At 66.8% G+C, this 13,025-nt stretch carries 14 protein-coding genes and 1 pseudogene; 10 read left to right on the forward strand and 5 right to left on the reverse strand.

From position 1 onward, the window contains the following. Positions 1-227: pseudogene (locus ACO057_RS03520) on the forward strand (hypothetical protein); the annotation flags it as partial. A gap of 6 nt (positions 228-233) precedes the next feature. Here the strand turns inward: ACO057_RS03520 and ACO057_RS03525 are convergent. Next, positions 234-1,055 (reverse strand): sulfite exporter TauE/SafE family protein, encoded by an 822-nt coding sequence (locus ACO057_RS03525; protein WP_421988970.1) that lies wholly within the window; start codon positions 1,053-1,055, stop codon positions 234-236. 126 nt (positions 1,056-1,181) lie between these two features. On the opposite strand from ACO057_RS03525, the gene ACO057_RS03530 reads away from it, so the two are divergent. From ACO057_RS03530 to ACO057_RS03555, 6 genes are all read left to right on the forward strand, one after another. Continuing rightward, complete coding sequence (locus tag ACO057_RS03530; RefSeq protein ID WP_421988971.1) at positions 1,182-1,940, forward strand: sulfite exporter TauE/SafE family protein; 759 nt, start codon at positions 1,182-1,184, stop codon at positions 1,938-1,940. Then, a complete protein-coding gene (locus ACO057_RS03535) occupies positions 1,937-2,620 on the forward strand; it encodes an aspartate/glutamate racemase family protein (protein ID WP_421988972.1) in 684 nt (227 codons plus the stop codon). Before ACO057_RS03530 ends, ACO057_RS03535 begins: the two co-directional genes overlap by 4 nt. 41 nt (positions 2,621-2,661) lie before the next feature. Then, complete coding sequence (locus ACO057_RS03540) at positions 2,662-3,036, forward strand: cupin domain-containing protein (RefSeq protein ID WP_421988973.1); 375 nt, start codon at positions 2,662-2,664, stop codon at positions 3,034-3,036. A gap of 103 nt (positions 3,037-3,139) precedes the next feature. Next, complete coding sequence (locus ACO057_RS03545; protein WP_421988974.1) at positions 3,140-4,333, forward strand: patatin-like phospholipase family protein; 1,194 nt, start codon at positions 3,140-3,142, stop codon at positions 4,331-4,333. 480 nt (positions 4,334-4,813) lie between these two features. Beyond that, positions 4,814-5,569, forward strand: coding sequence for a hypothetical protein (locus ACO057_RS03550; RefSeq protein WP_421988975.1), 756 nt, complete (start codon positions 4,814-4,816; stop codon positions 5,567-5,569). Between the two features lie 15 nt (positions 5,570-5,584). Beyond that, positions 5,585-6,397 (forward strand): hypothetical protein, encoded by an 813-nt coding sequence (locus tag ACO057_RS03555; RefSeq protein ID WP_421988976.1) that lies wholly within the window; start codon positions 5,585-5,587, stop codon positions 6,395-6,397. A 483-nt stretch (positions 6,398-6,880) separates the two neighbouring features. Here ACO057_RS03555 and ACO057_RS03560 read toward each other — a convergent pair whose 3' ends face one another. After that, positions 6,881-8,026, reverse strand: coding sequence for an amidohydrolase (locus tag ACO057_RS03560; RefSeq protein WP_421988977.1), 1,146 nt, complete (start codon positions 8,024-8,026; stop codon positions 6,881-6,883). 109 nt (positions 8,027-8,135) lie between these two features. Between ACO057_RS03560 and ACO057_RS03565 the strand changes: the two genes are divergently transcribed. Continuing rightward, positions 8,136-9,098 (forward strand): aminotransferase class IV, encoded by a 963-nt coding sequence (locus ACO057_RS03565; RefSeq protein ID WP_421988978.1) that lies wholly within the window; start codon positions 8,136-8,138, stop codon positions 9,096-9,098. 72 nt (positions 9,099-9,170) lie between these two features. Here ACO057_RS03565 and ACO057_RS03570 read toward each other — a convergent pair whose 3' ends face one another. From ACO057_RS03570 to ACO057_RS03580, 3 genes are all read right to left on the reverse strand, one after another. Then, positions 9,171-9,374, reverse strand: coding sequence for a cold-shock protein (locus tag ACO057_RS03570; RefSeq protein ID WP_131547397.1), 204 nt, complete (start codon positions 9,372-9,374; stop codon positions 9,171-9,173). 296 nt (positions 9,375-9,670) lie between these two features. Then, positions 9,671-10,162, reverse strand: a complete 492-nt coding sequence (locus ACO057_RS03575; protein ID WP_421988979.1) for a thioesterase family protein — start codon at positions 10,160-10,162, stop codon at positions 9,671-9,673. Between the two features lie 3 nt (positions 10,163-10,165). Then, complete coding sequence (locus ACO057_RS03580) at positions 10,166-10,870, reverse strand: RraA family protein (RefSeq protein WP_421988980.1); 705 nt, start codon at positions 10,868-10,870, stop codon at positions 10,166-10,168. Positions 10,871-11,016: 146 nt separating this feature from the next. On the opposite strand from ACO057_RS03580, the gene ACO057_RS03585 reads away from it, so the two are divergent. Both ACO057_RS03585 and ACO057_RS03590 read left to right on the forward strand, forming a co-directional pair. Beyond that, positions 11,017-12,405: a carbohydrate porin gene (locus ACO057_RS03585; RefSeq protein ID WP_421988981.1), complete on the forward strand. Its 1,389-nt coding sequence runs from the start codon at positions 11,017-11,019 to the stop codon at positions 12,403-12,405. Then, entirely contained in the window at positions 12,359-13,015 is a 657-nt protein-coding gene (locus ACO057_RS03590; protein WP_421988982.1) for a DNA-3-methyladenine glycosylase family protein, read from the forward strand. The genes ACO057_RS03585 and ACO057_RS03590 overlap by 47 nt, the downstream gene beginning before the upstream one ends. Positions 13,016-13,025 lie beyond the last annotated feature (10 nt).

The following is a 13,025-nucleotide window of genomic DNA, read 5'->3' on the forward strand; positions in this document are numbered from 1 at the left end:
TCGTCCTGCCGGTGCGGGATGCGCGCGTGCTTTTCGCCCTGCAGGACCGCCATTTCCGCGGCTTCATGTCGAGCCAGACCGCCCAGGCCCACGAGTTCTTCTGCCCGATGGACGTGCTGACGGATCTGGACGGCGCGAAGAACCCGGCGCTGCGCGCGCTCATCGGCCGCGCCGCCTCGGCCTCGAACTTCATGGAGATGCCCGAGACCCCCGCGGGCCTGCGATAGGCCCGCTCAGCCGAAGAGCGAATAGAACATCCGGATGCTGGTGAAGGCCAGGAAGATGGCGAAGGACCGCTTCAGCAGTTCCGGCCGGATGCTGTGCGCCAGCGAGACCCCCCAGGGTGTCGCCAGGATCGAGCCGGGAACGATCAGGGCGAAGCCCACCAGGTTCACCCAGCCCAGCGAATAGGGCGGCCGGCCGTCGGCGCCGATGCCCGCCAGGATGAGGCCGATCGTCGCCGGGATCGCGATCACGATGCCGAAGGTGGAGGCCGTCGCCACCGCCGAGCGGATCGGCGTGCCGAACATCCCCAGCACCGGCACGCCCACCGTGCCGCCGCCGATCCCCATGATGGCGCTGATCGTCCCGATCCCGCCGCCGATCACCTGCCGCGCCCAGCCGAAGGGCATGCTGTCGCGCAGGCGGAAGGCGACGCCCGTGAAGCCCATATTCAGCGCCACCAGCAGCGCCACGCAGGCGAAGACGAAGGTGAGGCCCGGCCCCTTCAGCGTCGCGGTGAGATAGGTGCCCAGGAGCACGCCGAGGAACATCGAGGGCGTCAGGCTCTTGAGCAGCGGCATGTCGATCGCGCCCTTGGCCCAATGCTTGCGCGCCGAGACGATCGAGGTCGGGATGATGGTGGCCAGCGAGGTCGCGACCGCGACCTTCATCTGCGTCGCCTCGGGCACGTCGAAGATCGGCAGGATGTAGAAGAGCACCGGCACGATCACGATGCCTCCGCCCACGCCGAACAGCCCCGCCAGCAGCCCGGAGAAAAGTCCCGTGGCGCCCATCGCCAGCGCGAGCAGTCCGAGCTCGACCCAATGGTCCATCGCGATTTCGCCTTTCAGGTCGTTCGGACAGCCCAGGGATGCCCAGAGGGTAGGGTGGGGGTAATGGTCGTTTCGCCCTCAGTGCCATAGCTTCGCGCCGATACGCTGTCATCCCCGCGAGGCGCTTTGCTCATCACCGATCCCTGGTTCTACGCGCTCGCCATTCCGGCCTTCCTCATCACCGGCATCAGCAAGGGCGGCTTCGCCTCGGGGGCAGGCAATACGGGCGTGCCGATGATGTCGCTGGTGATGCCGGCCTCTCAGGCGGCGGGCATCGCGCTGCCGGTGCTCTGCGCGATGGATATCGCGGCACTGCGCGCCTGGTGGGGCAGGTGGGACGCGGCGCAGCTGCGCATCATGCTGCCCGGCGCGGTGGTCGGCATCGTGGCCGGCAGCTTCGTCTTCGGCGCGCTGTCCGATTCGGTGGTGAAGCTCTTCATCGGCGCGATCACGCTGGTCTTCCTGGCGCGCAGCCTCTGGCTGGAGCGCGGGGCCCGCGTCGTCGCGCCACGGCCAGGTTCGCGGATCAGGGGCGCTTTCTGGTCGGCCTGCGCGGGATTCACGAGCTTCATCGCCCATGCGGGCGGGCCGCCGGCGGCGGTCTATCTCTATCCGCTGAAGCTCGACCGCGCGCGGCTGACCGCCACCACCGTCGCGCTCTTCGCCTCGGTGAACTACATGAAGCTCGTGCCCTATTTCTTCCTGGGCGCGCTTTCGGTGCAGAACCTGCTGACGAGCCTCGTCCTGCTGCCGCTCGCGCCCATCGGCATCAGGATGGGCGTGTGGCTGCAGGGGCGCATGAGCGACCGGGTCTTCTACCGCATCATCTATCTGCTCCTCGCCGTGACCGGCGTTGAGCTCGTCTATGAGGGTCTGTTCCGATGAAGATGCTGGGTGTCCTGGGCGGCATGGGTCCGCTCGCTTCCGCCGAATTCATGCGCCAGTTGACGCTGCTGACGCCGGCCGATCGCGACCAGGACCATATCCCGACCGTGCTGTGGTCGGACCCGCGCGTGCCCGACCGCACGGCGGCGCGCGTCCACGGCGGCGAGGATCCGCTGCCGGCGCTGGTGCGCGGCATTCGCGGGCTGGAGGCGGCCGGCTGCGAGGCCATCGTCATCCCCTGCAACACCGCCCATGGCTGGTACGAAGGGATGCGCGAGGCCACGCGCCTGCCCATCCTGCACATCGTCGATGCCGCCGCCGCCGAGTTGCGGCGCCTGGGCGTGAACGAGGGGCCGATCGGGCTGATGGGCACCTCCGGCACCCTGGCCATGCGCCTCTACCAGGAGCGCCTGGGCTTCGAATGCCTCACGCCCGATGCGGAGATCCAGGAGGGCTTCGTGATGCCGGCCGTGGGCCTCGTGAAGGCCAATCGCATCGAGGAGACCTACGCGCCGCTGGCTTTGGTGGCGCGCGGGCTGCACGCGCAGGGGGCGAGCGCCGTCGTGCTGGGCTGCACCGAGATCCCGCTGGGGATCGCCGCCGGGCCGGAGCTCGAATTCCCCGTCGTCGACACCATCGCGGCGCTGGCGCGCGCGGCCATCGACTGGGCGAAAGCCTAAGGCCCGGCTAGCCTGCGCCGAAACCAGCAACGGAGCGTCCGATGAGTCAGTCCGAGGAATTCCACAACATCCACGACGAGAGCCAGGGGCTCTTCCGCGAGCTCGCGCCGGGGCTGACCACGCGCATCTTCCCCGGCGAGCACGCCATGCTGTCCGTCGTCACCATCGCGGCCAACGCCCAGGGCACGATGCACAGCCATCCCGAGGAGCAATGGGGCATGCTGCTCGAGGGCAGCGCCATCCGCATCCAGGGCGGCGAGGAGATCGCGGTCACCAAGGGCGATTTCTGGCGCACGCCCGGCGGCATCGAGCACACGATGCGGGCCGGTGCCGAGGGCTGCAAGGTGCTGGACATCTTCGCCCCGCCGCGCGAGGCCTATCGCAAGGCCGGCCAGGGCTTCGCCTCGGCGACCTGAGGTCCGGTCCCCATAATGTCTTCCACGCGGTCATGGTGCGGGCCTGGGTTTGCCGCCAGAATGGGACCGCACCTGCCGTGCCGAACGCTTCCGGGGACCCGACATGACCAAGCTCTCTCGCCGCGCCGCGCTCCTGTTGGGGGCGGGGAGCGTCTCGGCCTGCGCCCTGCCGGTCCGCGAGCCGGCGGTGCCCCGTGGCCAGGCTGCCCGCGCCACGGTCCTCGGCCTGCCGAACGAGCGCTTCTTCACCGGCGAGGGCTTCGAGGCGATCACTCATGAATACGCGGCCGCGATGGAGCGCCGCCGGGTCTTCCTGGGCCTCCCTCCCAACGCCGTGCTGCCGCCCATGGACCTGCTCGCCGTCTCCGGCGGCGGCGAGGATGGCGCTTTCGGCGCGGGCCTTCTGAACGGCTGGACGCAGGAGGGCTCGCGTCCGACCTTCGCCCTGGTGACGGGCGTGAGCACCGGGGCGCTGACGGCGCCCTTCGCCTTCATCGGTCCCTCGGCGGATGCGGCGCTGAAGAACGTCTATACCGGCGTCACGCTGGCGGACATCGCGATCCAGCGCGGCATGCTGGCCGCGATCCTCGACGACGCCATGGCCGATACGACGCCGCTCCTCGGCACCATCACGCGCGAGCTGAACGACGGCATGCTGGCCCAGATCGCCCAGGGCTACCGGGAGGGGCGGCTGCTGCTCATCGGCACCACCAACCTCGACACGCAGCTGCCGGTGATCTGGAACATAGGCGCCATCGCCAATAGCGGCGATCCGCGCGCGCCTCACCTGATCCGGCGCATCATGCTGGCCTCGGCCGCCATCCCCGGCGCCTTCCCGCCGGTGCTCTTCGACGTGGAGGTGGACGGCCGGAAGTACCAGGAGCTGCATGTCGATGGCGGCGCCGTGGCGCAGGCCTTCCTCTATCCGACGGCCGTCTCCGCGATCCGCCGCGCCAATCGCGCGGCCCGCCGTCCGGTTTCGGTCATCCGCGCCTGGATGATCCGCAATGCGAGGATGGACGCCAACTGGGCCATGACGGACCGCCGGACCCTGAGCATCGCCCAGCGCGCCGTGGCCACCATGACGGCGGCGAGCGGCTACAACGACGCGGTGCGGATCTGGCTGAACGCGGAGCGCGACGGGGTCGAGTTCCGGATGGCCTTCATCGGGCCGGATTTCACGGTGGTCTACGACAAGCCCTTCGACCAGGCCTATATGACGCCGCTGTTCAACTACGGCTTCGAGCGGGGCCGGGCCGGGTATCCCTGGGTCCGGCAGCCACCTTTCACCGGCTGAGCTCGACGCCGGCGCGCGGCCTGACCGAGCGGGCATGGGGGCAGGGGAGGTGTTCCTTGCCGGGGGAGTTCGAGGGCCTGGACCTTCCTTTATCGACAATGCCACGGGCCCGATGCTGGTCACTAGCTCACTCCGCGCCCGATGGCTGATCGGAAGCTATTAGGGGAACCTTTTCTAGGAGTAGCGCCTGCCCATCCGAGCAAACGACCGACGAGATCATGACGACCCTGCTGACTCGCACGTTATTCCCTGCCTTGCGCGCACTTGGCTCAACGGTCGCGGTCAACCCGTCCGGCACCACGCTGGCATTCGCGGCATCTATGGCGTCGTTTCCCTATTGCCGTTGCTGGCGAAGCCTCGGAGCTAGCCCCGACATACCTAAAGCCTTCGCCCGCACCGCCGTTGCGTCTACAGCGCCAACTCGCGAGCTGACCTATAGAATCGTTCGTCTCAAACGTTACCGCGATGTAGTTTCGCTGCATGCCAAGCTACGAGCCGACGAGAAAGGGGAATCCGAACCAGCTACCGATCCGCCAGCATGTGTTCCCGCGCAAGAGCATTGAGCGCTTCACGACGCCGGATGGCATAGTCAGCTTCCAGGACTTGAAGCGGGACATCATTCGCCCTGCTGCTCCCAACGACACCGCTTTTTGCGCCATGCGCGCTTGGACGCGCCGCGAAGAGACGGGCTTCATGCAGGACATCGAAGCCCCGTTCCAGGCTTTGGTTGATAGCCTCCTAGCTTCTGACGAACCGCAGATACCCGAAAGCTCATTCAAGGACTGCTCGCGTTTCTATGCCCTATGGGAAGCGCGAGCCCTCATGCGCGAACTGCCCTCGCAGGAGGAGCAGCTAAACGGCGTTGCGGGTGACGCACTTACGAAGGAGCAGGAAGAGAACCTAGAGAGCAACGGCTACGGCTTTGTGCGCGAGGGAGGCAGATTTCCTACGCGCCAGCTCAACGGCTTGCAGCTCATGGTCCGAACCGATTGGCTCATGTCAACCGAGATCGGCACAGCAACCTGGGGCATCATCAAGGTGCATGGCGGTGAACTCCTCGTGCCCGACACCCCCGTCCGTGCAGTCATCCCGATCACGCCAACCATGATGCTCGCAGCAGACACGGATGCGAGTGTGATCGACATCCATCTGCCTGACCTGATCGAGGTGAACAAAGCATTCCGCGCGTCTAGCAAGGCATACCTTTTCGCGCGCAGCCTTAGTGCCTGTCCTTGATATCAGCTTCAGCAGATGCCGAGCCTCATCAAACAGAAGGACTTCCGCGCTGTAGCGAAGCTGCCGTTCTGTTACGTCTGCGGTGAGACGTTCACTCCCGAGGATGCGACAGACAGGGATCACGTTCCCCCGCAAGCTATGTTTGCCACTGAGGATCGTTCGCCGCCGCTAATCCTGCGCACCCACACGAAATGCAACGGTTCACGCAGCCTCGTGGACAAGCAGACGATTCAACTCATTGGTCTGAAGCGCCGTGTGTTCCCAACTTCTGAGCGCGATGAGGCTTTGAAGTTTGAGAAGTTCAATCACGTCAACAGCCCATTTGGCGCAACAGCAGTGACCAACCTCAACGTGGACGAAGCGGTTGCGCGATGGATAACCGGCTTCCACGCTGCGCTATATCAAGAGCATCTAACCAATCCTAGCTACAACATCCAAACGCCATTCCCGCGCGCAGACCATGACCCACACAGTGCGACTTTGCGCATGATGTTTAGGCCCATAGAGCAGATCCACCTAAACGCCATTAAGGTGATCAAACTCAACCGAGCATTTAACAACCTGGATAGGATCGTCGCGAACAACGACAAGTTGCGATACGAATGCGTTTGGGTAAAAGACGACCAAGGCACTCGTTGGTGGTGCATGTTCGCTTTGGATATCTATGACTGGAAGGATTTAGGCAGCTCTACTCAGGATCTACCTCCGCGTGGCTGTGTGGGATATTACCATGCAGAGGATGGGTCGCTGCCATCAACAGCGACCCGTGAGCACAAGTCCACCATCCTCGTTCCCAATCTTGAGCCTTATGACCCATTCGGCTCGTAGACTCTCAGGCGAAATTAAGCTGCAAGCCGAAACGTAGCTTAAGTGCCCTGAGGCGACGCAGGCTGATCAAGATCGCCAGCACGAACGGCGTAATTTGTTCGAGGGATGTAAATGTTAGACGCATGTGTGCTCCTACCTTTTAGATTCTGGCCTGCGAGATGCCCGCCAGACGACCATGCAAGTCCGACCTAAGCCCGAAAGTAGTGATCTAGTTAACTCGGGCCGTGAGCCGCGCGTTTGGTTCATCATCTATGACGAAGTACAAATGCGATAACAAGCGGACTCATTACACGAAAATTTCAGAGTCTCTAAGACTCACAGAAGCCGGAAATTTTGTGGTTCTGAGTCCCATTGATATTCAACAAAAACGGGGAGCGCAGGCGTCCCCACGCTCCCCTCACTCTGTTAGCTAACGAGCGCCATTCCAGGCGGCCAGTGTGGTGGTAAAGGAAGGCGCGAGGGGGCAAAGCCCCCCTCGCGACGTCACCCGTTCAGCGCATGTTTCGCCACCCCGGCCAGCCAGCCGGAGGCCACAGGCAGGATGGCATCGTTGAAGTCGTAGCCGGGATTGTGCAGCTCGCGCCCCGGCGCGGCCGGGCCATTGCCGATCCAGGCCATCGCGCCCGGCACACGCTCCAGCATCGCGGCGAAATCCTCGCCGCCCGTGCTGGCCGGGAGGTCGCGCCGGATCGCGTAGCCCGCCGCCTCGGCCGCCGCGAGGCCGAGCGCCGCCTCGGCCTTGGTGTTGACCGTCACCAGCCCGCCGGGGCCTGTCTCCAGCGTCACCGTCTGGCCGAAGGCCGCGCCGATGCCCGCGCAGATGCGCCGGATATCGGCCACGATCTCCTCGCGCTGGCCGCGGCGGAAGGAACGGACCGTGCCCTGCAGCACGACCGATTCCGGGATCTGGTTGGCCACCGTGCCGCCATGGATCGTGCCGATGGTCAGCACCGCCGCCTCCATCGGATCGACGTTGCGCGACACGACGGTCTGCAGCGCCGAGACCAGGGCCCCGGCCGCCACGATCGGGTCGCGCGCGAGGTTGGGCTTGGCCGCATGGCCCGCATGGCCCTTCACCGTGATCGTGATGCGCCCGCCCTGCGCCATGACCGGCCCCTCCCGCACGGCGACCGTGCCCGCCTCCATCCCCGGCCAGTTGTGGTAGGCGAAGACCTGATCCATCGGGAAGCGCTCGAAGAGCCCGTCGGCGATCATCGCCCGCGCGCCGGCGCCGTTCTCCTCGGCGGGCTGGAAGATGAGCTGCACCGTGCCCGTCCAGGAGCGGTCGGCCTGCAGCAGCGCGGCCGCGCCCAGCAGCGAGACGGTGTGTCCGTCATGACCGCAGGCGTGCATCACCCCGGGACGGGTCGAGGCATGGGGCAGGCCGGTCGTCTCCGCGATGGGCAGCGCGTCCATATCCGCGCGCAGGCCCACGCTGCGGTTGGAGCCGCCGCGATGCAGCGTCGCCACGATGCCATGGCCGCCCACCCCGGCGACGAAGCTCACGCCGAGCTCGGTCAGCTTCTCCTGCACGAAGCGCGAGGTCTCCGCCTCCTGCTGCGACAGCTCCGGATGGGCATGCAGATGCCGTCGCCAGGCGGTCAGCTTCTCGGTCAGGTCCTGGTCCATGGTCGTTCCCCTCGTTCCGGCCGTGACTGAACGACGACCAGCGTCCGATGGGAAGTGGCGCGACAGGTCGTCTGCGCTAACCTCGCCGCTTCGCATCGAGGAGAGCGCCATGACCCAGCCCCAGCCCCCCAGCACCGGCATCGCCTGGTCGCGTGGCGCCTTCATTCCGGCCGAGCAGGCGAGCATCTCGCCCTTCGATTTCGGCTTCACCCGCAGCGATGTCACCTACGACGTGGTGCATGTCTGGGATGGCAGCTTCTTCCGGCTGGAGCAGCATCTGGACCGCTTCCTGGCCTCCGTCGCCGCGCTGCGCATGGTGCTGCCGGTGGATCGCGACGGGTTGCGCGAGATCCTGACGGGCTGCGTCAGCCGCTCGGGCCTGCGCGACGCCTATGTCGCCATGGTCTGCACGCGCGGTCGTCCGCCGGCGGGCCTCCGCGACCTGCGGCGCTGCGAGAACCAGCTGCTCGCCTATGCGGTGCCCTTCGTCTGGGTCTCGGAGCCGGCGGCGCAGGTGAAGGGCGTGAGCGCCATCATCAGCTCCATCCCGCGCATCGCGCCGGAATCGGTGGACCCCACGGTGAAGAACTACCACTGGCTCGACCTCGAGCGGAGCCTCTTCGAGGCCTATGACCGCGGCGCCGACACGGCGATCCTGCTGGGGCCGGACGGCAACGTCACCGAGGGACCGGGCTTCAACGTCTTCGCGGTGACGAACGGCCGCGTGGCGACGCCCGATCGTGGCGTGCTGGAGGGGATCACGCGCCAGACGGTGATCGACATCTGCGCCGAGCGCGGCCTGCCGGTGGAGGTGCGCGCCATTTCGCGGGAGGAGTTCCTGGAGGCGGACGAGATCTTCATGAGCACCACGGCGGGCGGGGTGATGCCCATCACGCGGATCGAGGGGCGCATCCTCGGCAATGGGGCGCCGGGGGCGGTGACGATGTCGCTGCGCGAGGCCTATTGGGCGCGCCATCGCGACCCTCGGGACGGCACGCCCGTCACCTATGAGGAAAGCGAGATGCCGTCGAACGGCCTGGCCCGGCAGAAGGAGCTGATCCCGGCGGGGTGAGACGGCGTCCGGAAACGAAAAAGGGCGGCCCGAAGGCCGCCCTCTCTCAGTCAAACAAGCCGTAAGGCTGGTTCAGCCGGCCTTCAGGTTGACCGCGGACGTCTTGCCGCGCTCTTCCGTCAGGTCGAAGGAAACCTGCTGGCCGTCATTGAGGCCCTGCAGACCAGCGGCCTGGACGGCCGTGATGTGCACGAACACATCGGAGCCGCCGCCGGCGGGGGAAATGAAGCCGTAGCCCTTGGTGGCGTTGAACCACTTAACCGTACCTGAAGCCATATTAATTCTCCTGATCTCATGCGCGTGGAAATTCCTCGCGCAACTCACGCCAGACAAACGATACGCATCCAGCTGGTCTTTGGAGAACTTCTGGGATCGGCACGGCCAGACGAGGCATCGTTAGAAACGCAGATCAAGGGGCAGAAGTCAAATACCATCGGCCTTGAGAAAGAAAGCGTCCTTCGATGCGTCCCGGCCTGCCCAATCGTTGCGAATGGCGGCCCGCCGGGGACCGATGATGTCGCTGCTTGGCCGAAATTTCTGTCGATCCCTACTGCGAAGAATCGGCGTGCCGGTCAGCGGCGCTTCAGCGCCAGCCGCTTGGCCGGCTCGCCCGTCGCGACCTCCGCGAAGCGCGACATCACGCTCGCCGGCCAGGTTGCCACCTTGCGCTTGCCGAGATCCACGCAGAGGTAGAGCACCTCGTGCTCCGAGGCGGTCCACCCTTCGGTGAGGTGGAACATCCGGTGGCGGCAGAGCAGCCGCTTTTCGTCGAAGGCGAGCACCATGCTGGAGCCGCCGATGGGCATGCCCTCCAGCATCTCGCGCTGGTAGTCGAGCCAGGCTTCGGCGGCGAAGGTGCCCAGGCCGGCAGCGCGCAGGGGGTGCCCCAGGGCGATATGCGGCCAGAGGCGATCCGTCTGCAGGTCATAGGCAACGAGGTAGTTGCCCATGTTCATGTGCTTGTATCCGTCCACCCATTCGGGGCGGACGGAGGCAAGCGGCTGGTCCCAGTGAAACCACCCCGCGTCGAGGCGAGGAAGAAGGTCGTTCTCGACGGGGGGCATAGCTCAGTGAATATCCGCGGACTTGGCGAGGGCTTCGCGCAGCTTGGCGATGTCGAAATCCGGGTGCTTGGCCATCTCCAGGATCACGGCTTCCTTGCGCGTCAGCAGGTCGATCGCGGCGGGGAGGCCCTTCACCGCGTCGGCGGGGATCACCACGGCGCCGTGACGGTCGGCATGGACCACGTCGTCATGGTTCACGGCCATGCCGTGGACGGTGACGGGGCGGCCCCAGTCGACGATGTGCACATAGGCGTGGCTCGGATTGATGATGCCGAGGAGCTGGAACTCCGGCGCCACCATGTCGAGGTCGCGGATCGAGCCGTTGGTCACGCAGCCGAGCGACTTGAGGCCCTTGTGGACGTTGGTGTTCACCTCGCCCCAGAAGGCGCCCGTGCCGGGCACGTCATCGAGGTCCTGCAGCACGACCACGGTCGGCATGTCGGTGTTGGCGACGTATTCGTACCAGCCGATTCGCGAGGCGCGGTCGGCCTCGGCCGTGCGGCCATGCGGATGCGCCGCGCGCAGCGTGCCGACGCGGGCCGGCCCGCAGATCGGCTTCATGGACGGATGCGCGCAGTCGAAGGTGCGGACGGTGAAACCGTAGCCCCGGCGCGCGGGGACGACGAGCTCGAGCGCGTTGCAGATGGTGGGGGTGTCCCACTCGCACAGGGCGTCGAGATCCGCTTGGGTGTAGGGGCGCTGGGTCATGTGTTCCTCCGGTTGAAGGCCGCACCTTCATGGCAGGCGCGCCGCGCGTCAAACACGCCCGGCATGCCTTGCGCTGGGCGACGAATCGGAGATGACGTTTTGATGTCGCGCTTGCAGTGAGGGATTATGCGGTCTAGCGGGCGCGCATGCGCACTTTCCCGATCCTGCCGGCGATCCTACTGGCCTCTCTTCTCCCTGGGCTCGCCGCGGCGCAGACCGGTCGCTACGGCTCGGCCGGCGTGCCCAATATCGGGCCGGCGGAGGACGCGCTCTTCCCCTCGTTCGCCGCCCGTCAGGACCGGTTGGAGGAGCAGGGCTGGCTCCTCCGCGGCCAGGCGACCTTCGTCCTGCAGGGGGTCACCCGCTTCAGCTCGCCCTATCGCGCCGCCGGCAGCCTCACGCCGGCCGCCCAGGCGCGCAACACGCTCTCCACCGACCTGATCCTCGGCCGGCGGCTCTGGCACGGCGCGGAGGTGGTCGTGGACGCCTCGGTGACGCGCGGCTTCGGGCTGTCCAATTCGACGGGCGCGGCGGCCTTCCCCAACAACGAGGCCTTCCGCCTCGGTTCCACGGATCCGTACTTCTTCGTCCCCCGCGCCTTCTTCCGCCAGACGATCGGCCTCTCGGGCGACACGGTGCCGAGCGACGACGACCCCCTGCGCTTCAGCGAGCCGATGGCGCGCGAGCGCATCACCATCACCATCGGCAAGATGTCGGTCTGGGACATCTTCGACGACAACCGCTACGCCCATGACGCGCGCACGCAGTTCCTGAACTGGGCGCTGGTGGGCGGCGGGGCCTTCGACTACGCGGCCGATGCGCGCGGCTTCACCAATGGCGCGGCCGTGGAATGGGAGAACGGCCACTGGGCCGTGCGCGGCGGCGCCTTCCAGGTCTCGCGCGTGGTGAACGGGCTGTTCCTCGACCCCTCGATCACCCGCGGCTTCCAGCTTCTTGCGTCGCTGGAGCGCTTCTGGCGTCTCGGCGAGCGGGAAGGCGCCGTGCGCCTCATCTACGGCGCCTCGCGCAGCCGGCAGTCGCCCTGGAGCGAGATCGATCCCGGCAACCCCGGCACCTTCGAACGGAACGCGCGCTCCTATCGCCTGAAGCACAACCTCACCATCTCGGCTGATCAGCAGATCACCGAGGATTTCGGCGTCTTCGGGCGGCTCTCCTGGAATGACGGTGCGACGCAGAACTGGATGTTCACCGAGATGGACCGCGCGGTGAGCTTCGGCGGCGCGCTGACGGGCCTGCGTTGGAACCGCCCCAACGACACGGTCGGACTCGGCACCAATGTCGGCTGGATCAGCGGCGGGCGTCAGCGCTATCTGGAGCAGGGCGGCATCGGCTTCATCACGGGCGACGGGCGGCTGAACTACCGCCCCGAATGGATCACCGAGCTCTATTACGACGCGCGCCTCGCGCCCGGCGTGAATGCGGCGCTCGGCTATCAGCTGCTGGTGAACCCGGCCTATAATGCCGACCGTGGCCCCGTCTCCGTCTTCTCCCTCCGCCTGCGCACCGCCTTCTGAGCGGGAGGTCCTGTTCGCGGCGGAGCCGCTCTTCGCCGGCATCGAGGAGCGCGCGGGGCCCGTGCCCTGGCGCACGCGGCCGCGCGGATTTCCCGGCATCCTGCGGACCATCTGCGGCCAGCAGATCAGCAACCAGGCGGCCGGCGCGATCTGGCGGCGGCTTTCCGCCATTCCGGGCGCACTGACGCCCGAAGGCCTGTTGGCGCTGGACGATGCGGCGCTGTGCGGCGTGGCCGGGCTGTCGCGCCCCAAGGCCGCGCATGCGCGCTCGCTGGCGACGGCCTGCCTGGACGGGCGGCTGGACTTCGACGTCCTGTCGACGCTGCCCGATGCCGAGGCCATCGCCATGCTGAGCGCGGTGAAGGGCCTGGGCCCCTGGACCTCGGAGGTGCATCTGCTCTTCGCCGAGGGGCGGACGGACATCTTCCCGTCCGGTGACATCGCGCTCGCCAATTCCGCGCAGCACCTGTTCCGGCTGAACGAGCGGCCCAAGCCCCTGACGCTCGCCCGCATGGCCCTGGCCTGGGCGCCGCAGCGATCGCTGGCGGCGCGATTGATGTGGCATCACTGGCGGCACCAGACCGGGCGGACCCTCATCGAGGATCCGTGACACTCGCTCG

This window comes from Roseococcus sp. (assembly GCF_965227005.1).
In the GTDB taxonomy this organism is placed as follows: Bacteria; Pseudomonadota; Alphaproteobacteria; order Acetobacterales; family Acetobacteraceae; genus Roseococcus.

Excerpts from the sequence above, each read along its gene's own strand:
- ACO057_RS03585 (WP_421988981.1), top strand. The coding sequence starts at position 11,017 with ATGCGCACTTTCCCGATCCTGCCGGCGATCCTACTGGCCTCTCTTCTC.
- ACO057_RS03580 (WP_421988980.1), bottom strand. The coding sequence starts at position 10,870 with ATGACCCAGCGCCCCTACACCCAAGCGGATCTCGACGCCCTGTGCGAG.
- ACO057_RS03545 (WP_421988974.1), top strand. The coding sequence starts at position 3,140 with ATGACCAAGCTCTCTCGCCGCGCCGCGCTCCTGTTGGGGGCGGGGAGC.
- ACO057_RS03575 (WP_421988979.1), bottom strand. The coding sequence starts at position 10,162 with ATGCCCCCCGTCGAGAACGACCTTCTTCCTCGCCTCGACGCGGGGTGG.
- ACO057_RS03560 (WP_421988977.1), bottom strand. The coding sequence starts at position 8,026 with ATGGACCAGGACCTGACCGAGAAGCTGACCGCCTGGCGACGGCATCTG.
- ACO057_RS03525 (WP_421988970.1), bottom strand. The coding sequence starts at position 1,055 with ATGGACCATTGGGTCGAGCTCGGACTGCTCGCGCTGGCGATGGGCGCC.
- ACO057_RS03540 (WP_421988973.1), top strand. The coding sequence starts at position 2,662 with ATGAGTCAGTCCGAGGAATTCCACAACATCCACGACGAGAGCCAGGGG.
- ACO057_RS03570 (WP_131547397.1), bottom strand. The coding sequence starts at position 9,374 with ATGGCTTCAGGTACGGTTAAGTGGTTCAACGCCACCAAGGGCTACGGC.
- ACO057_RS03535 (WP_421988972.1), top strand. The coding sequence starts at position 1,937 with ATGAAGATGCTGGGTGTCCTGGGCGGCATGGGTCCGCTCGCTTCCGCC.
- ACO057_RS03550 (WP_421988975.1), top strand. The coding sequence starts at position 4,814 with ATGCCAAGCTACGAGCCGACGAGAAAGGGGAATCCGAACCAGCTACCG.
- ACO057_RS03565 (WP_421988978.1), top strand. The coding sequence starts at position 8,136 with ATGACCCAGCCCCAGCCCCCCAGCACCGGCATCGCCTGGTCGCGTGGC.
- ACO057_RS03555 (WP_421988976.1), top strand. The coding sequence starts at position 5,585 with ATGCCGAGCCTCATCAAACAGAAGGACTTCCGCGCTGTAGCGAAGCTG.